This is a genomic window from Cobetia sp. ICG0124 (assembly GCF_004006355.1).
Classification (GTDB): Bacteria; Pseudomonadota; Gammaproteobacteria; order Pseudomonadales; family Halomonadaceae; genus Cobetia; species Cobetia marina.
Genome location: NZ_CP024893.1, coordinates 2129469 through 2147180, shown reverse-complemented (window position 1 = coordinate 2147180; position 17712 = coordinate 2129469). Strand labels below are relative to the sequence as shown.

Genomic DNA, 17712 nt, shown 5'->3' with positions numbered 1-17712 from the left:
CGCTCACGTGTGATATGGCGCTGGCCGGAAGCGCCGTCAGCTCAGGGGCCAACCTGTGTGCCAGCGAGCGGCTGTGCTGGGCACTGTGGCTGACTTTGCTGATGGCAGGAGCGCTGGCGCGACCCTATCTGCCCATCGATGAAACCCGCTATGTCTCGGTGGCGTGGGAGATGTGGCATTCCGGTCACTGGTTCGTCTCGAGCATGAATGGCGCTCCCTACGCGGACAAGCCGGTGCTGTTGTTCTGGTTGATCCACGCTGGCTGGGCGGTCTTAGGGGTCAATGAAGTCTGGCCGAAAGTGCTGATGCCGCTGGTCAGTCTGCTGGGGATCTGGCAGCTGGGACGTGTCGCTCGCACCCTGTGGCCGGTGGCCGCGGGGGAGGGCGATGAATGGCAGGTGCGTGAGCAGTGGGTCTCTCTGACCCGCTGGACGCTCGCCGGTTGCCTGATGTGGATGCTCTACAGCCAGGCCTTGATGTTCGATGTACTGCTGACCACCTGTCTGCTGGGGGCGCTGCGGCCCTGGTGTTCGCCGCTGGGGGCTCAGCCCTTGCCTTGGAAGGCGGTGGCGGAGAGTGGGCTGTGGCTGGGACTTGCCCTGCTGGCCAAGGGGCCGGTGGCGCTGTTGTGGTTTGCTGTGGTGGTCGGCTCGCGCCCCTGGTGGACTCAGGCGAAGGCCCGCCAGGTCTGGGCCGGCGAGTGGCGCGGCTGGGGAATGAGTCTGCTGCTGGGGCTCGTGGTGCTGTGCGTGTGGTTGCTGCCCGCCGTCATCACCGGGCCGGCCAGCTACGTGGAGGACCTGCTGTGGGGGCAGACGGCGCATCGGGTCGTCGCCGCGCAGGATCATGCGCGGCCGCTGTGGTGGTATCTGCCATGGCTTGTGGTGTTGATCTTCCCGTTCAGCCTGCGTCCGCGTCTGCTGCTGGAAGGGTTTCTGGCCTCGATTGCCCAGCGGCCGACGGCCGAGCAGCCATTGCTGAGGCTGGGACGCGTCTGGGCGCTGAGTGGCCTGCTGATCTTCTCGCTCATCTCCGGCAAGCAGGTGCATTACCTGATGCCGCTGCTGGTGCCGCTGAGCCTGTTGCTGGCCTGGGCGGCGCTTCGTCAGCCACCGGCTCATGGGGCGCTGCGGCTGCTGGCGATGACAAGCGGTGGACTGGGCGTTGCCAGTCTGGCACTGGCGGTCATCGTGATGCCGTCACTGGCGCCGACAGGCCTTGCACGATGGTCGGCGGACTCTGCACTGGTGGCCTCAAGCAGTGCCAGCCTGTCGAGTTTCCTGGCTGGCGCAGGCTTGCTGGCATTGATGTCAGGCCTGTGGCCGTCCCGACGGCGTCCTGAATGCGCAGCGCCGTCTGGTGCTGGGCAGCGTGTTGCTGGTGACCTGTCTGTTGAGCCTGACATTGCGCCCGCTGTGGCCGCATCTGGATCAGACCGCCATCGCGCAATGGATCAATGGCCGACAGCAGGCTGGCCAGCAGGTGGCTGTCGTCGGCTGGGACTATCAAGCGACCTGGCAATTCACCGGCCGTCTGACCCGGCCACTGGAGACGCTCACGCGGGATGCGGGGTCGCTTAGCGCCTGGCAGGCGGCGCATCCGGATGGCTGGCTGGTGATCGAGGCGGAGAAGTGTCTGCGTCTGCCAGGCACGCAAGGCCCGCTGGCCGGCATGCGCGACTGGTGTCAGGCGGCAGCGGATGGCAAGGCGGATACCTCACGGATCTTCCATCAGGGACGCCATCGAGTGATGACGATTCCCGCAGCGGCGTTGGGCGGCTTGCCGTCCGCGTCATCAAAGCGGGACATGTCCGCGCAGGAGAGACAACGAGCATGAAGATTCTGGTCACGGGAGCCGCAGGCTTCATCGGCGCCGCGCTGTGCGAGCGCCTTTTGCAGGAAGGCATGCAGGTCGTCGGACTCGACAACCTCAATCCCTATTATCCGCTGGCGCTGAAGAGGCATCGTCTGGCGCGCCTCGAGACGCTGGCCAGCCAGTGTGCGGGAGAGTGCGGCGATGGCCGCCGGCCGGGCAGTTTCCGCTTCGTGCCGCTGGATCTGGTCGAGCGCGAGGCGTTGCTCGCCTTGATCAAGGACGAGGGCTTCGAGGTGGTCGTCAACCTGGCCGCCCAGGCCGGGGTGCGGCATTCCATCAGCCAGCCCTTCGATTACGTCGACAGCAATCTGGTCGGCTTCGTCAATCTTCTCGAGGCGTGCCGTGCCGCGCGTCCGAGTCATCTGCTCTACGCCTCCAGCAGCTCCGTCTACGGGGATGACGCCGCTCAGCCTCTGCAGGAAGCCCAGGTGGGGGAGCGGCCGCTGTCGCTGTATGCCGCCACCAAGCGAGCCAATGAGCTGATGGCCTACAGTTACTCGCACCTCTATGGCATGCCGGTGACGGGGCTGCGTTTCTTCACCGTCTATGGCGCGCGTGGCCGACCGGACATGGCGCCGCTGCGATTCGCGCGCAAGCTGCTGGCCGGTGAGGTGATCGATGTCTACAACCGGGGGCAGATGGCACGTGACTTCACTCATGTCAGTGACATCGTGGAGGGCATCTTCCGTCTCATGCCGCTGCCACCCGCTCAGGTGTCCAGCGCGGCACCGTCACGGGTGCTCAATCTCGGCCGTGGCGAGCCCATCGCGCTGGGAGATTTCATCAACGGACTGGAAGCGGCGCTGTGCATCACGGCCCGCAGACGTCTGCTGCCGATGCAGCCGGGCGATGTCGAGCGCACCTGGGCTGACACCTCGGCACTCCAGGCGCTGACCGGCTTTCGGCCCACGGTCAGTCTTGCCACGGGGCTTGAGGAGCTGGCCGAGTGGGCGCGGCACTATCCGTCGCTGCTGAGCGAGACGCAGGATGAGCGAGAGCACGAGGCGGCCGACATCAGCAGCGACCTTCGCAGTTGGCCGGCTTGTCGTTGGCGATGCGCCAGTCTTCCTCGTTGGCCAGGGTGGCCAATGGAGACAGCATCGCGAAGTCGAAGGGCGTCAGGCAGGTGTCGCGTTTCACGCGCTTGGGCCAGTCGTGATTGGCCAGTGCCGAACGCCCGATCGCGACCAGGTCGGCGTGCTCAAGCGCTGCCACTGCCTTCTCGGGGCTGTCCACGCCGCCATTGGTGATCAGCGTGATGTCTGACTCCAGTGCCTTGCGCGATTGGTCGGCAAGCGCCGTCAGGCTCAGCGAGCGCTCGTCAGCATTCGCTGCCTCGGGGAAGGCGGGCGCGGCGACATCGCCACCCGTCAGGTGCAGGAAGTCCAGGCCAGCCTCGATCAGGTGCGAGAAGCGCGCACGAGCCGCGTCAGGTCCACCGGCCCAGCGGAGATCCGGCTCGGTCACGGTGCCCTGTGACAGCCGCATGCCGAGTGGGAAGTCGTCGCCGACGGCCTCACGCACACTGCGGATCACCGCGAGCGGGAAGGCCAGCCGGGCAGTGGCATCGCCGCCCCAGGCATCGTCGCGCTGGTTGAAGCGCTCACTGATGAACTGGTGGATCAGGTAGCCGTTGGCACCGTGCAGCTCGACCCCGTCAAAGCCAGCTTCCTTGGCCAGGCGAGCGCTGGTGGCAAAGCCGGTGATGGCCTCGTGAATCTCCGATTCGCTGATCTCGCGAGCCAGCGGGAAGGGGCCGGAGCCGCCGTAGAAGCTGAGCATCTCGCCACTGGCCCGGCTCTCTGAGGGCGCGACCACCTCATCCTTGAAGCGGTTGTGCTGAGTCTGGGCGCCGGCATGCATCAACTGGGCGATGAGTCGGCCGCCTTGTTGATGCACGGCCTCGACCACCGGGCGCCAGCTGTCCTGCTGGGCCTGAGTGGCCAGTCCCGGCTGATTGGCGTAGCCCTGGCTGAAGGCCTCATCGGTGTACAGGCCCTCGGTGACCAACAACGAGAAATCGCCGCGCGCGAAATCGCGGTAGTAATCGACCATGTCGAAGTGGACCAGGCCATCCTCCTGGGCGCTGGTACGGGTCATCGGCGCGAGCACCAGGCGATTGCGAAGCTCAAGCTCGCCAAGCGTGTGAGCGGTGAACAGTGTCTTGGTGTCTGTCATTGCCGCCGGAAGGTGGGCAGCCGAACCAGTTCTCGGTCGGCTTGGCCTGGCCAGTATTGGCATGTCGTCCCCCCTGGCTTCCGATATCCCCACCATCGAGGCTTTTCTGTACCTGACGCTTGGCCTCATCCTTGGATTGCTGGCTGGCCTCGGGCTGCTGGTGCTGCTGGTAGTTCGCCCCATTGTCGCGGGAATCCTCAGCGGTACGCGTGGAGTGGCTGGTGGTCGGCTCGCCGTTCGAGGAGTGCTGGGAGGCAGCGGCACCACTGACTCCCGTCTCGGTATTCATTTCGTCGAAGGCATAGGCCGGTGACAGGCTCAGGCAGCCCAGCATCACGGCGGCGATGCCGACACCGTAGCGCCCCAGTCAAGGAGACACGCATGACGATCAAGAAAACCGGTTCCGCGCATTGGGAAGGTAGCGTCAAGCAGGGTAAAGGTACCGTCAGCAGTGAAAGCGGTGCCCTCAAGGATCAGCCCTATGGTTTCAATACGCGTTTCGAAGACGGCGCGGGTACCAATCCTGAAGAGCTGATCGGCGCAGCGCATGCCAGCTGCTTCTCCATGGCGCTGTCGATGATGCTGGGAGAGGCAGGCCATGAGCCGAGCGCCATCGATACCCGCGCGACCGTGCATCTGGACAAGGATGACAGCGGTTTCAGCGTCACCAGGATCGCGCTGGTGACCAAGGCCAAGGTGCCGGGCATCAGTGACGCGGACTTCCAGGCGACCGCCGAGAAGGCCAAGGCCGGCTGCCCGATCTCCAAGCTGTTCACTGCCGAGATCACCCTTGAGGCGTCTCTCGACAGCTGAGACGTCCTCTTCGCTGATCGCCCCGGCATGTTGCATGGCGTTGCGGCGGGATTGCAGACGCGTCAGAGGGGTACGGCTGGGCGTGCGGTACCAGCGGATGTTCTCGCGTGAGCATTGCTCGAGTTCCGCGATCACCTGAGCGCCAAGCAGCAGGATGATGGCGCCAACCTCCAGGCCCAGCAGCAACACGATCAAGGTGGCCAGCGAGCCATAGATGGCGCCCACGAAGGACAGGTGAGTGAAGTACCAGCTCAGCGCCAGACGTGTCAGCTCCCACAGGGTCGCCGCGACCAGCCCGCCGACCAGTGCACGGCGAGTGGAGACGCGTGTCTGGGGCAGGATCTTGTAGATGGCGCTGAACAGCCCGAACATGCCGACGATGCTGATCAGGTAGATCACTTCACTGCCCGCTTCGCCAAGAGTGACCTCGATACCCGTCAGCAGGGTCAGGGCATCATTCATCGCCGAGGCCAGTGCCACCAGCAGGGTCAGTGCCAGCAGGCCAGCCCCCAGTACCATCACGAAGGCATAGGGCAGCAGGGCCGAGATCCAGGCACTGCGTTTGCGAATCACCGGGTGCTGATGAAAGATCAGCGCGATGGCATCCTCCAGCATGCGAAAGGCCAGCCCGGCGAAGAACAGCAAGCCCCCCATCCCGATCCAGCTGATCACGTCACGGTTGTCCAGCAGCTTGCGCACGGCATCCAGCAGCACGTCTTCCTGCCCGGGTCCCAGATGCTGGACCTGGATGGCGATGATGCTCATCAGACGTGACTCATCGACCAGATGCGTCAGCAATACGCAGCTCAGGGCGAACAACGGCACGCTGGAGAGCAGGATGTTGTAGCCCACTCCCCCCGCCAGCAGTACGCCACGATTGGCGATGAACTGGCCCAGTACCCGCCAGGCGAAGGCGATCAGGCGGGGGAGAAAGCGCAGTAGTCGCGCGCGCCAGGTATCGTCAGCCGTGTCCGGCATCAATGGTCGGCTGCGGCTTTCGGCGCGATGTGCCAGCAGGGTCGAGGTCGAATAGAGCGCCAGGCCTGACCATATCAACACGAAGGTGAGCAGCATCGAGGGCTGCAAGGTCTCGTGGAATACCAGCAACGCGATGGCGAACTGCATGCTCGGGTTGATGTACATCAGAAAGCCGACGGTGGCGAGGCGCAGGCGGCGTGCCGCGCCGGCAAAGGCCAGCAGCGGGAGCGCCGTCAGGATACCGCTGGACATCAGCAGCACGCTGGCGGGCAGCTCCAGCGGGCCGATGCCCGTGGCCAGAAAGCGTGACTCGCCTGCTTGCCACAGACCCGCGATCAACAGCAGGGCGAGGGGCGCCAGCATCAGCGTCTCGACGAACAGCCCCGATAGGCCATCCAGCGCGACACGCTTGCGCAGCAGCCCGTAGGTGCCGAAGGACAGCGCCAGCGAGAGGGTGATCCAGGGCAGCTCGGAGAGATTGAGAAACTGCAGACTCAGGCCCAGCGCCGCCAGCCCCAGCGCCACGCCCTGCAGGCGAGTCAGGCGTTCCTTGAGTACCAGCATGCCCAGTGCCACGTTGACCAATGGCGTCAGAAAGTAGCCGAGGCTTGCCTGCAGCACTTCATGCTGCTCCACCGCGAAGATGTAGATCCCCCAGTTGGCCGCGATCAACAAGGCGCACGCCAGCCCCGGCCATAGTTGCCGTGGCCTGGACAATGCGCTGCGAATCGGTGACCAGCGCTTCAGCAGGCTGATCAGGAGGATGAGAAACACGCAGCTCCACAGGATGCGGTGCAGCAACACCTCCCAGGCGGGGATGCCGGAAAACAGCGCGAAGTACAGCGGAAAGCAGCCCCACATGGCATAGGCCGTCAGGCCGTAGCCGACCCCCTTGAGGCCTTCGCGACGGGCCAGGGCTGCCGCTTCATCGCTCTCGGGCGAGCTCTGCGCCTGGCTCATCGCGAGCCACTCTCGCCATCCTGAGCCAGTGGCTTGCCCGCGATGTAGTAGCCCGAGGGGCTCAGCGCGAGGAAGAAGGTCTCGGCCTCGGGGTAGCCGGCTTCGCGCATTGCCTGGTGGATGGCCTCGCCACAGACGTCACGGACCTGCTGGCCGCGTTCGAACCACAGCACCTCGACGAAGGGAAAGGCATCCACCGTCTGGCCGTCGAAGACATATTGCGTGCTGATGCACTCCAGCGTGAACTCATCGCGCGGCGTCGCCGTGGCCTCACTGAGCTGGTCGACAAGCGTGCGCGAGACGGGGGCGAGACGGGCGGGGGTAACGCCATGGAAGCGAAGCTGAGGCATGCAGGGCTCCTGGAGCACGAATGAGTGGGGGTGACAGCGCGCCAGTTCCCGCATTGCCTCTCACATCTGAGCGCCACAGACGGTAGAATGGGCGCATTCATGCGCGTCAGCCTGGTGCAGGCCGATCTGCGCTGGGAAGACCCGGCAGAGAACTGTCGCCTGCTGGGCGAGCAGCTGGACGCCGCTGGCCTGACGGCCGACCCTGACGGCCACAATGCCCTGACCGACCTCATCGTGCTGCCCGAGATGTTCGCCACCGGCTTCACCATGAATTCCCGTGAGATGGCCGAGCCGATGGAGACCAGCGAGAGTGTCGCCTGGCTCAAGGCGCAGGCGGTCGCGCGCGGTTGCGTGATGACGGGCAGCATTGCGGTACTCGAGGGAGACGAGTGCTACAACCGCATGCTGTGGGCCACGCCGAGTGGTGAGCTGAGGCATTACGACAAGCGCCATCTGTTTCGCATGGCAGGCGAGCATGAGCGTTATGGCATGGGCAATGAGCGGGTGATCGTCGAGCTCAACGGCTTCCGGATCCAGCTGTCCGTCTGCTATGACCTGCGCTTCCCGACCTGGCTGCGTCAACGCCCCGTGATTGGCGGCATGAGCGCGGCGGAGTGTGCCACCGGCAGCGCCTTCGAATATGACCTGCTGCTGTGCGTGGCCAATTGGCCGGGCGTACGGCGGCATCCGTGGCGCACCCTGCTTCAGGCGCGCGCCATTGAGAATCTGGCCTATGTGGTGGGCGTCAACCGAGTGGGTGACGATGCCAACGGGCTGCACTATACCGGCGATTCCATGGTCTGCGATTACAAGGGCGAGCCCATCCTCGACCCCTCGCCAGACCAACCCTTCATCGAGACGGTGACGCTTGAACGCGGCGCCCTCGACGAGTTTCGAACCAAGTTTCCGGCGTGGATGGACGCCGATCATTTCACTCTGGAGGCCTGATGCGCCTGGACAAATTCCTTACCGAAACCACGGATCTCAGCCGCAGCGATGCCAAGAAGGTCGTGCATCGCGGCGATGTCACCGTGGATGGTGAGGTAGTCAAGAACACCGCGCGTGCCGTCAAGGATGGCATGCGCGTCGAATGGAACGGCGAGCACCTGGAACTGATGGGCCTGCGCTATCTGATGCTCCACAAGCCGGCCAATGTCGAATGCACCACCAAGCCGGGCCTGTATGAGCGCGCGCACGACCTGATCGAGCTGCCCAATGTCGAGCGCCTGAGCATCGTCGGGCGTCTCGATGTCGACACCACCGGTCTGGTGTTGATGACGGATGACGGCCAGTGGAACCACCGCGTCACCTCACCCAAGAAAGCCTGTGCCAAGCGTTATCGCGTGACCCTGGCGCGCCCGCTGGAAGGGGATGAGCTGGCGCGTGCCGTGGAAGATTTCGAACACGGCCTGATGCTGGACGGCGAAGAGAAGCCGACGCGTCCGGCACGCCTGGAGATGGAAACGGCCACCGTGGGTCTGCTGTGGATCACCGAAGGCCGCTATCATCAGGTCAAGCGCATGTTCGCGGCCATCGGCAATCATGTCGAAGCCCTGCACCGCGAAGCCATCGGCGACGTGGAGCTGGACCCGGAGCTGGAACCCGGCGAATGTCGCTTCCTGCGTCCGGAAGAGATCGCCAGCTTCTGATTGTCAGCGTCTGATTGTCAGCGTCTGATTGTTAGCTTCTGACCATCAGCGCCATATCGTCATGAAAAGCCCCCGTCATTTTTCTTCAGTGGCGGGGGCTTTTTCATGCGCGTCGTTGGCCGCCGAGCCTTGTATCGATCCAACGATCGCGCTTAAGGTAAACGCTTGTTTCCAGTATTTTCATGACAATGGCGTCTCCATAACAACAACGAGGAAAATCCACTATGTCGTCCCCCTTCACCAAGTCCCACCTGATGAAACCCCTTCCGCTGCGCATGGCGCTGGCGGGCAGTGGCCTGCTGCTGGCGACCCTCTCGGCACCGGCAAGCGCCGCGGAAGATGCCAGTGTGGTATTCGCGGCGCCGCCGTGGCCTGGCGTGACCATGAAGACCGAAATCGCCTCCGAGATCTTCGAGGCGCTGGGTTATTCCCCCACCACGCGTCAGCTGGGCGCGCAGATCACCTATGAAGGCATCTCGCTCGGGGAAGTGGATGTCTATCTGGCCGCCTGGCTGCCGGGGCAGAGCACCATGTACAACGCGGCGATGGAAAAAGGCGCCATGGTCGATCTGGGCAACAACGTGAACGGCGCGCGAGCCAATTTCGCCGTACCGCGTTATGTGGCCGAAGCCGGCGTCACCTCACTGAACGATGTCGACAAGCCGGAATTCGCCGACAAGTTCGACAAGACCATCTACTCCATCGAGATCGGCTCGGGCTCCAGCGAGATCGCCAACCGTGCCGTCGACGAAGACATCTACGGGCTGGGTGACTGGGACCTCAAGGAATCCTCCACCGCCGGCATGCTGGGGACGGTGGCCAATGCCATCAAGCGCGATGAGTGGGTCATGTTCGTCGGCTGGACCCCGCACTGGATGGGGGTCGAATACGACATGGTCTTCCTGGAGGACCCCAAGGACCTGTGGGGCCCGGGTGGCGGCGCCAGTGACGTGAAGACCCTGGCCAACAAGGCATGGTCGCAAGCGCATCCCAACGCCACCGTCTTCCTGGACCAGATCGCCTTCACCTCCGAGGAGCAGAGCGAGCTGATCTATGGCTTTGGCAAGGAAGAGCGCCCGCAGGAAGAGGTGGCTGGCACCTGGATGAAGGCCAATCCTGCCAAGGTAAAGGGCTGGCTGGAAGGGGTGACCACTCGAGATGGCGAGCCCGCCTGGCCTGCCGTGCAGAAGGCGCTTGGCCTGCCGGACGCCTGACATCGTCATGCAAATCTTGCATGGAAAATCAAAATAAAGAATTGGTCGCTCATGGCTGATACTGATTCGTTCGCCGAGCGCGATTCGCGCACCCCCGGTCCCGTCGCGCGCTTGCTGTCCCCGTGGACAGGCTTGCCGCTCTGGAAACAGATCTTCATTGCACTGGTGCTGGGCCTTGGGTTGGGCATCCTGCTCAACCAGACCGGCCGCGCCGATATCGCCGCCGACATCAAGCCGCTGGGGGATCTGTTCATCCGCGCGATCAAGATGCTGATCGTGCCGCTGGTCTTCGTCTCGCTGGTCACCGGCGTGGCATCGCTCGACAACCTTGCCCGCCTGGGGCGACTGAGTCTCAAGACACTGGGGCTGTATCTGGGCATGACGGCGGTGGCGATCACCATCGGCCTGGGGCTGGCGGCTCTCTTCCAGCCGGGCGTGGGCATCGACCTGGGCAGCGCCGCCGGTGTCGAGGTGCGGGAAGCGCCGACCGCCGTCGAGACATTGCTTGGCCTAGTGCCGACCAATGCCGTCGAGGCCTTCGCCGAGGGCAATGTGCTGCAGATCATCGTCTTCGCGATCCTGTTCGGCCTCTCCATCACGCTGGTCGGGGAGAAGGCGCGTCCGGTACGGGTATTCTTCGAATCCGCGGCGGAAATCATCTACCGCATGACCAGCATCGTCATCGCCTTCACGCCCTACGGTGTCTTCGCGCTGATGGCCTGGGTCGCCGGAACCTACGGGCTGGCGATGCTCGCGCCGCTGGCCAAGGTGATCGCCATCGTCTATCTGGGCTGCATCGTGCACGCCGTGGTGGTGTATGGCGGCCTGCTGCGCTTCGTCGCGCGCCTCAATCCCGTGCGGTATTTCCAGGGCAGTGTCGAGCCGATCATGCTCGCCTTCACCAGCACCTCAAGCTCCGGCACCCTGCCGGTGACCATGATGGCCGCCGAGCAGAATCTGGGCGTCAAGCGCAGCGTCTCGAGCTTCGTGCTGCCGCTGGGCGCGACCATCAACATGGATGGCACCGCGCTGTATCAGGGTGTCTGCGCGCTGTTCATCGCCCAGGCCTACGGTGTCGATCTGGGCATGACCGAGTACGTCACCATCATCATGACCGCCACTCTGGGCTCCATCGGCACGGCGGGCGTGCCGGGGGCGGGGCTGATCATGCTGTCGCTGGTGCTGACCTCCGTCGGTCTGCCGCTGGAAGGGGTCGCCATCATCGCCGGGATCGACCGCGTACTCGACATGGCGCGCACCGGGCTGAACGTGGCCGGTGACTGCGCGGTCAGCTGTCTGGTCGCCAAGAGCGAGAAGGCACTCGATGAAGAGGTGTTCAACACCCCGCACGTGATGCGTTCGACCTTGAGCTGAGCGTCCGTCACCCGCTACGGTGTGGTCGGCGGGCTCGGAGCGCTGGGCAGCGCGGATGTATTGCTCAAGACCGTGCGAGCGGCCCAGTACTGCAAGCCCCCGCGCCGAGTGGACATCGCCTTCGAACAACGTCACTTCGAGGATGGCCCCGGCATCGCGGAAGAGGGCTATGACCCGCTGCGCCGCAAGTTCTATGTCTACAACGTGCTCAAGGACATGCAGGGCAAGGTCGAGAATGCGCTGGTGCCATGCTTTCTCTCGCATACCTTCCTGGCCGAGATCACCCCGGAAATCAGCGTGAACGTGGTGGATATCTTCGAGGCACTGCAGGACCGCATTCGCCGCGAGTACCCTGACGTTCGCAAGATCGGCGTGCTGACCTCAAGCTACGTGCGCGCCTCTGGCATCTTCACGCGTCGTCTCTCGAGGTGCTCTACCCGGAGGCGCGCGTACAGCGTGAGGCATTGATGGAGGCCATCTATGGCCCGACCGGCATCAAGAGCGGCCATCATGGCGGTGAATGTCTGCAGCAGCTGATGGAAGCCTGCGATGATCTCATTCGTCAGGGAGCCGAGATCATCGTGCCGGGCCTGAGCGAGATCCCGGTGATGATGGCCTCGCTGCAGCCCCTGATTCCGGTGCCGTTGCTGGATTCCAATCGAATCTACGCCGAGTACGCGCTGGGACATGATCGCGAGCAGGAAGGGCGGCAGTTCAAGCTGGGCGTGCTGGGCGGCGTCGGGCCCGCTGCGACGGTGGACTTCATGCGCAAGGTGGTGGGACTGACACGTGCTGAGCGCGATCAGGATCACCTCAAGATGGTGGTGGAGCAGAATCCGCAGATTCCCGATCGCACCGCCAATCTGATCGGCAACGGGGAAGACCCGAGCATCCCGATGCTCGCCACCTGTCAGCGACTGGAAGCGGACGGTGCCAATGCCATCGCGATTCCCTGCAATACCGCGCATGCCTTCGTGGCGCGTATCCAGCCCTATATCGGCATCCCGATCATCAACATGCTGACGGCGGTGGTTGATCATATCGCCGCGCGGGAGACGCCGGTGGCGCGGGTCGGGCTGCTCGCGACCAGTGGCACCGTGGCCAGTCGGGTCTACCACGACATCCTCGAAGCCTCGGGGCGTGAGACGCTGGTGCCGGACGCCTCCCATCAGGCTTGCGTGATGGACGCCATCTACGGGCAGCAGGGCGTCAAGGCGGGCCACACCTCAGGCGAATGCAGTCTGAAGTTGGAAGCCGCCATCGAGCACCTGCTGGCCCAGGGGGCAGAGGTGGTCATTCTGGGCTGTACGGAGCTGCCGCTGATCGAGTTGCCGATCGCGTTGCGTGAGCGCGTGGCCTTGCTGGACCCCTCGGAGATACTGGCTCGCCGCTGCATCGCCATGGCGCAACATGCCTCACTCCAGGAAATCGCTGTGGAAATGAACTGGCTGGAAGACTTCCTCACGCTGGCCGTCACGCGCAATTTCTCGCGCGCGGCTGAGTTGCGCAACGTGACTCAGCCGGCCTTCAGCCGCCGGATACGCAATCTGGAATACTGGGTGGGCGCGACCCTGATTGATCGCAGCCTGTTTCCGGTAGGGCTGACACCGGCCGGCGAGTCCTTCCAGCGGACGGCGCAGGATGCGCTCTCAGTCTTGCGGGTCGGGCGGGAAGAAGCACTGGGCTTCGTGCCCAAGATCGAAGAGGTGGTGTCGATTTCCGCCTCCCATACGCTGGCGGTCAGCTTCTTCGTCGACTGGCATGAACAGCTCCAGACCCGGCTGGGCAAGCTCAAGGCGCGTATCGTGCCGGACCACGTCGCCGGCTGTGTCGATGCGCTGATCAGCGGCAACTGTGATCTGATGCTCGCCTACAACAGCCCACTGCTGCCGACGCTCACCGACATGGTGCGCTATCCCTCCATCGTGCTGGAATCCGAGCGTCTGGTGCCGGTGAGTGCAGTGGATGGGGCAGGGCAGGCGTTGTTCTCGCTGGAAAGCGACACGGCGCAACCGTACCTCTGCTACTCCAGTGACAGCTATCTCGGGCGACTCACCGCGCTGATCCTCAATCGGGAATCCCTCTCGACACGCCTCAACTTCTGCTACGAATGCTCGATGTCAGACGTGCTCAAGCGCGGGGCCCTGGCCGGCAGCGGTATCGCCTGGGTGCCGGAGCGCGCCGTACGGGATGAACTCAACGCCGGTCGCCTGCGCATCGTCGGGGATGACCGCCACACCGCTCCTCTGGATATCTGCCTGTTTCGGCATGCCGAGCACGAACAACAGGTCGCGGAGCGCATCTGGCAAGCCTGCCTGGACATGCAAGCCTTACGATAGGCGCCGTGAATTGGCCGTCGTGCGCTTGTGCAGCGGCTTGATGAACTGCGTACCCGTCGTCCACCACGGCACGACCTTGCCACCCGACATCGCGTTCATCCACGCCTTCTGCATCACGAACCACATCTCCCAGCTGGCGGCGATCTTCTCCGACACCATCTTCTGGTTCTCCGCGATCATCTTCGGATCCAGCGGCGACTGCGTTCCCCACAGCTGCGTGCGCGACATGATGGTGGACATCGCCGTCGACCACATCTCCACCGACGTCGTCCCCAGCTTCCAGACATCGAACATCGCGGCAGGTGTCGTCGGGACCAACTCAGACCAGGCAGGTTGTTGAGTCATTGTGCTCTCCACGTAAAGGAAAAACCGGAATTTTCCGTGCCGGGGCGGAAATTTCCCGTGGGGCTGGGGAAAGTGGATTTTGGGGGTTTGTTGGCAATGTCTTACGTAGGCGTAGGAATTTTATGAAGCTCGGTATCAGCTCCGTCGGACAGGGCACGTAAGCGTTGGCGAGTGGTGCGGAAATTTCCGGCGTGAGGCTGGGTCATTCTTCCCAAGCCAAGTCTCCATACTTCCCCTTGAAATAAAGTAGCGGCCGTGAGGTCGCTGCAACATCCAGATTTAGTCCCTTCACTTCCCCGATCACGATCAGGTGATCACCTGCGGGGTGCTCAGCGTGAATCTTGCAGTCGAGCCAGTGCAGGCTGTCATTGATGACCGGGTTGCCGAGAGGGGAGAGCTGCCAGTCGATGCCTTGCCATTTATCCGCGCCGCGCATGGCGAACTGGTTGGAGACATGGCTTTGCTCACTGGAGAGGATGTTGACGGCAAAGCGCTCTGCCTGGCGGATCTTCGGGTAGCTGAAGGAGCTTGCCTTGACGCTGAAGGAGACCAGCGGCGGGTTCATCGAGACGCTGTAGAACGACTGGCAGGTGAAGCCAATCGGTTCGTCGTCGACCTGGGTAGTGATGATCGTGATGCCGGAGGCGAAGTGACCGAGGGCTTCACGGAAACTGGCAGGTTCGATGGTGGGGGCTGAGTGAGTGTTGGAGAGCGACATGACAGGTCCTGAGAATTGGGGAGGTGGTAACGAGCAGCCGTGGGGGAGGGGCTGCAGCGATAGCGCGGGACTGAGAGTTTGAGTGACAAGGGGGCAAGTGATGAAAAAATGGCCGTCGTGAATCCTTCACGATGGCCATTTTTGTTTGCGGCGGTATCAGCCGCAGCTGCTTCCACTCTTGAGCACTATCGTCGGGCCAACTCGGGTCGGTACTAGCCTGGCGCTATCTGTCAGTGCTGTGTCCGGGCCCGCTCTATGCATTGGCCAGTTCAGTGTCTCGGCAAGCGATCAGCGCTGTGCTTCGAGTTCCTTGCGCACGATGGCGGCGCCGGCGCTGAGTGCCTGCAGCTTGCCGCGGGCGACTTCACGGGAGAGCGGGGCCATGCCGCAGTTGGTGCAGGGGTAGAGCTTGTCGGCATCCACGAACTGCAACGCCTTGCGCAGGGTCTCGGCGACCTCTTTCGGCGTCTCGATGGTGTTGCTGGCGACATCGATGGCGCCAACCATGACCTTCTTGCCACGAATCAGCTCGATTAGCTCCATCGGCACGTGGGAGTTGTGGCACTCCAGCGAGACGATATCAATGTTGGATTGCTGAAGCTTGGGGAAGGCTTCTTCGTACTGGCGCCATTCGGAGCCCAGGGTGTTCTTCCAATCGGTGTTGGCCTTGATGCCGTAGCCGTAACAGATGTGGATGGCGGTCTCGCACTTGAGGCCTTCGATCGCGCGCTCCAGCGTGGCAATACCCCATTCATTCACTTCATCGAAGAACACGTTGAAGGCCGGTTCATCGAACTGAATGATGTCGACGCCTGCCGCTTCGAGTTCCTTGGCTTCCTCGTTGAGGATCTTGGCGAATTCCCATGCCAGCTTCTCGCGGCTCTTGTAATGACCATCGAAGAGGGTGTCGACCATGGTCATCGGTCCCGGCAGTGCCCACTTGATCGGTTGATCGGTCTGCGAGCGCAGGAACTTGGCATCCTCGACGAACACCGGCTTCTGGCGGGAGACCGGGCCGACCACGGACGGCACGCTGGCTTCGTAGCGATCCCGGATCTTGACGGTTTCGCGCTTCTCGAAATCCACACCATTCAGGTGCTCGATGAAGGTGGTGACGAAGTGCTGACGCGATTGCTCGCCATCGCTGACGATGTCGATCCCGGCGTGTTGCTGCTCCTGCAGGGAGACGCGCAGGGCATCTTGCTTGCCCGCGATCAGTGCCTCACCTTCGAGCTTCCAGGGGGACCAGAGGACCTCCGGTTCGGCGAGCCAGGACGGTTTCGGCAGGCTGCCAGCGGTGGAGGTCGGGAGTAATCTCGTCATGATGAATAACCTTGTCCTTGGAATGGTTCAGATAGCGGAAGTCGTTCGTCGATCAGCGCGCGCTGTTTGCGGCTCAGTGAGCTGACCAATAATGGATTTATCGGTTGGCGGACCATTTGGCGGACCACTGCTCGAGCAGGTTCTGGTAAGGCTTGATGAAGCTCTCTTCCACGAATTTGCCCTGCTCGATGGCGAGCTGGCTGCGCTCTTCGCGGTCGTACACGATGCGCGTCAGTGAGTGGTCCTGCTGCTTCAGGCTCGCCTGATAGGATTTGCCGGCCACGGAATTGGCGTTGTAGACCTCGGGACGATAGATCTTCTGGAAGGTATCCATGGTGCTGATGGTGCTGATCAGTTCCAGATTGCTGTAATCGTTGAGCAGGTCGCCGGTGTGATAGAAGGCCAGCGGCGCAACGCTGCCCGGCGGCATGAAGTAACGTACCTTCAGGCCCATCTTGCTGAAGTAGGCATCGGTCAGGGAATCGTCGTCCTGGCGATATTCCACCCCGAGGATCGGGTGCACGTTCTCGGTCTGTTGATAGGTCTTGGTGGTCGAGACGCTGATGCAGATGACCGGCGGCTTCTTGAAGCATTCCTTGTAGGCGGGGGAACCCACGAAGGCCTGGAACAGATTGCCGTGCAGCTCGCCGAACTGCTCCGGTACGCTGAAGGAGTCCTTGCCCTTGTTGTGCTCCAGCAGACGCACGCTGAAGTCATAATCGCGTACGTATGACGAGAAGTTGTTGCCGGTCACGCCGTCAATGCGCTGATTCGTCTGGTGGTCGACGATGGTGGTCTGCAGGATCTCGATGATCGGCAGGGCATTGTCGGAACGTGCCGCATCGATGTTCAGCTCGACGGAGATGATGTCCAGCTCGACGGAGTAACGATCGCCCTTGGGGTTGTCCCAGTTGGCCAGCGCATTGAATCGGTTGTTGATCATGTTCAGCGTGCTGCGCAGGTTCTGCTGACGGCTCTCACCACGCGCCAGGTTGGCGAAGTTGGTGGTCAGGCGGGTGTTTTCCGCCGGCGTGTAGTTCTCGTCGAAGCGCAGACTCTTGATGCTGAAACCGAATTCGTTGCTCATGGCGTTCACCTTGATCCTGAGAGAGATAATTCACTGTGTCGTCGACATCTTCCCGTGATCTTTCAGGCGTCTCGTGAGCGGGTTGCTCTCTGTGAGAATGCATCCATGCCGGGAGAGGCACGCTGCTCGCCATCACGTTCCGTGTGAAGGCTCTGGCGGCGGTGAAGTGCAGCGCCATGGGAAGTCTTCATCAACGATCTGATGCAGGTGAGTATCCATTCCTCAGCTCCATGAGACAAACTGGATTTTTTAATGTTCAAGTTGAGTGAAATTCATGATGGTGGCGAGCGTCATGTTTGCCGCTGAGAAAGCAGGCGAAACGAGCGGAGGAGGCGGGCTCAGCAAGTGCGCAATGTGAGCCGCAGAGACGTTGACGTGAGGAGTGGGTAAGAAGGGTAAGAGGGGTAAGAGGGGTAAGAGGGGAAAGAATGGTAAGCACAAGCTAGCCCAAACTTCCGCTCGGGCCAGCTGGTGTGGCAGGTACCTGACGCTTCAGAGCACAACATCCT

The 17712-nt window shown here is 62.8% G+C and carries 16 protein-coding genes and 2 pseudogenes; 10 read left to right on the top strand and 8 right to left on the bottom strand.

Going from position 1 to position 17712, the window contains the following annotated elements; translation table 11 throughout:
• Nucleotides 1-14: 14 nt before the first annotated feature.
• The 3 genes and pseudogenes from CU110_RS09920 to CU110_RS09915 all read left to right on the top strand — a co-directional run.
• Nucleotides 15-1580, top strand: a complete 1566-nt coding sequence (locus CU110_RS09920) for a hypothetical protein (protein ID WP_127735754.1) — start codon at nucleotides 15-17, stop codon at nucleotides 1578-1580.
• Between the two features lie 34 nt (nucleotides 1581-1614).
• Nucleotides 1615-1836 (top strand): hypothetical protein, encoded by a 222-nt coding sequence (locus CU110_RS15810; protein ID WP_164850346.1) that lies wholly within the window; start codon nucleotides 1615-1617, stop codon nucleotides 1834-1836.
• Nucleotides 1833-2801: pseudogene (locus CU110_RS09915) on the top strand (NAD-dependent epimerase/dehydratase family protein); the annotation flags it as partial. The gene CU110_RS15810 and the pseudogene CU110_RS09915, both read left to right, overlap by 4 nt.
• Nucleotides 2802-2889: 88 nt before the next feature.
• Here CU110_RS09915 and CU110_RS09910 read toward each other — a convergent pair.
• Complete coding sequence (locus CU110_RS09910; protein WP_084208979.1) at nucleotides 2890-4053, bottom strand: NADH:flavin oxidoreductase; 1164 nt, start codon at nucleotides 4051-4053, stop codon at nucleotides 2890-2892.
• A complete protein-coding gene (locus CU110_RS09905; RefSeq protein WP_127735751.1) occupies nucleotides 4004-4390 on the bottom strand; it encodes a hypothetical protein in 387 nt (128 codons plus the stop codon). The genes CU110_RS09910 and CU110_RS09905 overlap by 50 nt, the downstream gene beginning before the upstream one ends.
• A 44-nt stretch (nucleotides 4391-4434) precedes the next feature.
• Here CU110_RS09905 and CU110_RS09900 point away from each other — a divergent pair, with 44 nt between their 5' ends.
• Entirely contained in the window at nucleotides 4435-4866 is a 432-nt protein-coding gene (locus CU110_RS09900; protein ID WP_077372838.1) for an OsmC family protein, read from the top strand.
• A gap of 126 nt (nucleotides 4867-4992) precedes the next feature.
• Here the strand turns inward: CU110_RS09900 and rarD are convergent.
• Nucleotides 4993-6705 (bottom strand): annotated as a pseudogene (rarD, locus tag CU110_RS17985) (EamA family transporter RarD); the annotation flags it as partial.
• 95 nt (nucleotides 6706-6800) lie between these two features.
• Nucleotides 6801-7154, bottom strand: a complete 354-nt coding sequence (locus CU110_RS09885; RefSeq protein WP_164850345.1) for a DUF1904 family protein — start codon at nucleotides 7152-7154, stop codon at nucleotides 6801-6803.
• A 99-nt stretch (nucleotides 7155-7253) separates the two neighbouring features.
• Here CU110_RS09885 and CU110_RS09880 point away from each other — a divergent pair, with 99 nt between their 5' ends.
• The 6 genes from CU110_RS09880 (at nucleotide 7254) to CU110_RS16245 (ending at nucleotide 13730) form a co-directional block, all read left to right on the top strand.
• Complete coding sequence (locus CU110_RS09880) at nucleotides 7254-8102, top strand: nitrilase family protein (RefSeq protein ID WP_240665348.1); 849 nt, start codon at nucleotides 7254-7256, stop codon at nucleotides 8100-8102.
• The gene (locus CU110_RS09875; protein WP_077372850.1) at nucleotides 8102-8803 is read left to right on the top strand and encodes a pseudouridine synthase; all 702 of its coding nucleotides are present in this window, start codon (nucleotides 8102-8104) and stop codon (nucleotides 8801-8803) included. The genes CU110_RS09880 and CU110_RS09875 overlap by 1 nt, the downstream gene beginning before the upstream one ends.
• A 224-nt stretch (nucleotides 8804-9027) precedes the next feature.
• Nucleotides 9028-10017: an ABC transporter substrate-binding protein gene (locus CU110_RS09870; RefSeq protein WP_240499552.1), complete on the top strand. Its 990-nt coding sequence runs from the start codon at nucleotides 9028-9030 to the stop codon at nucleotides 10015-10017.
• Nucleotides 10018-10068: 51 nt separating this feature from the next.
• The gene (locus tag CU110_RS09865; RefSeq protein WP_084208976.1) at nucleotides 10069-11391 is read left to right on the top strand and encodes a dicarboxylate/amino acid:cation symporter; all 1323 of its coding nucleotides are present in this window, start codon (nucleotides 10069-10071) and stop codon (nucleotides 11389-11391) included.
• A gap of 21 nt (nucleotides 11392-11412) precedes the next feature.
• Nucleotides 11413-11859: an aspartate/glutamate racemase family protein gene (locus CU110_RS16250; protein WP_276317862.1), complete on the top strand. Its 447-nt coding sequence runs from the start codon at nucleotides 11413-11415 to the stop codon at nucleotides 11857-11859.
• Nucleotides 11859-13730 (top strand): amino acid racemase, encoded by a 1872-nt coding sequence (locus tag CU110_RS16245; protein WP_205694029.1) that lies wholly within the window; start codon nucleotides 11859-11861, stop codon nucleotides 13728-13730. Before CU110_RS16250 ends, CU110_RS16245 begins: the two co-directional genes overlap by 1 nt.
• On the opposite strand, the gene CU110_RS09850 is transcribed toward CU110_RS16245, so the two are convergent.
• From CU110_RS09850 to CU110_RS09835, 4 genes are all read right to left on the bottom strand, one after another.
• Nucleotides 13722-14075 (bottom strand): hypothetical protein, encoded by a 354-nt coding sequence (locus tag CU110_RS09850; RefSeq protein ID WP_240499551.1) that lies wholly within the window; start codon nucleotides 14073-14075, stop codon nucleotides 13722-13724. The genes CU110_RS16245 and CU110_RS09850 overlap by 9 nt on opposite strands.
• Nucleotides 14076-14277: 202 nt before the next feature.
• The gene (locus CU110_RS09845; RefSeq protein ID WP_084208964.1) at nucleotides 14278-14793 is read right to left on the bottom strand and encodes a flavin reductase family protein; all 516 of its coding nucleotides are present in this window, start codon (nucleotides 14791-14793) and stop codon (nucleotides 14278-14280) included.
• Between the two features lie 288 nt (nucleotides 14794-15081).
• Entirely contained in the window at nucleotides 15082-16116 is a 1035-nt protein-coding gene (locus CU110_RS09840) for a methionine synthase (RefSeq protein WP_084208963.1), read from the bottom strand.
• Nucleotides 16117-16213: 97 nt separating this feature from the next.
• A complete protein-coding gene (locus CU110_RS09835) occupies nucleotides 16214-17203 on the bottom strand; it encodes a DUF1852 domain-containing protein (RefSeq protein WP_084208962.1) in 990 nt (329 codons plus the stop codon).
• Between the last annotated feature and the right edge of the window lie 509 nt (nucleotides 17204-17712).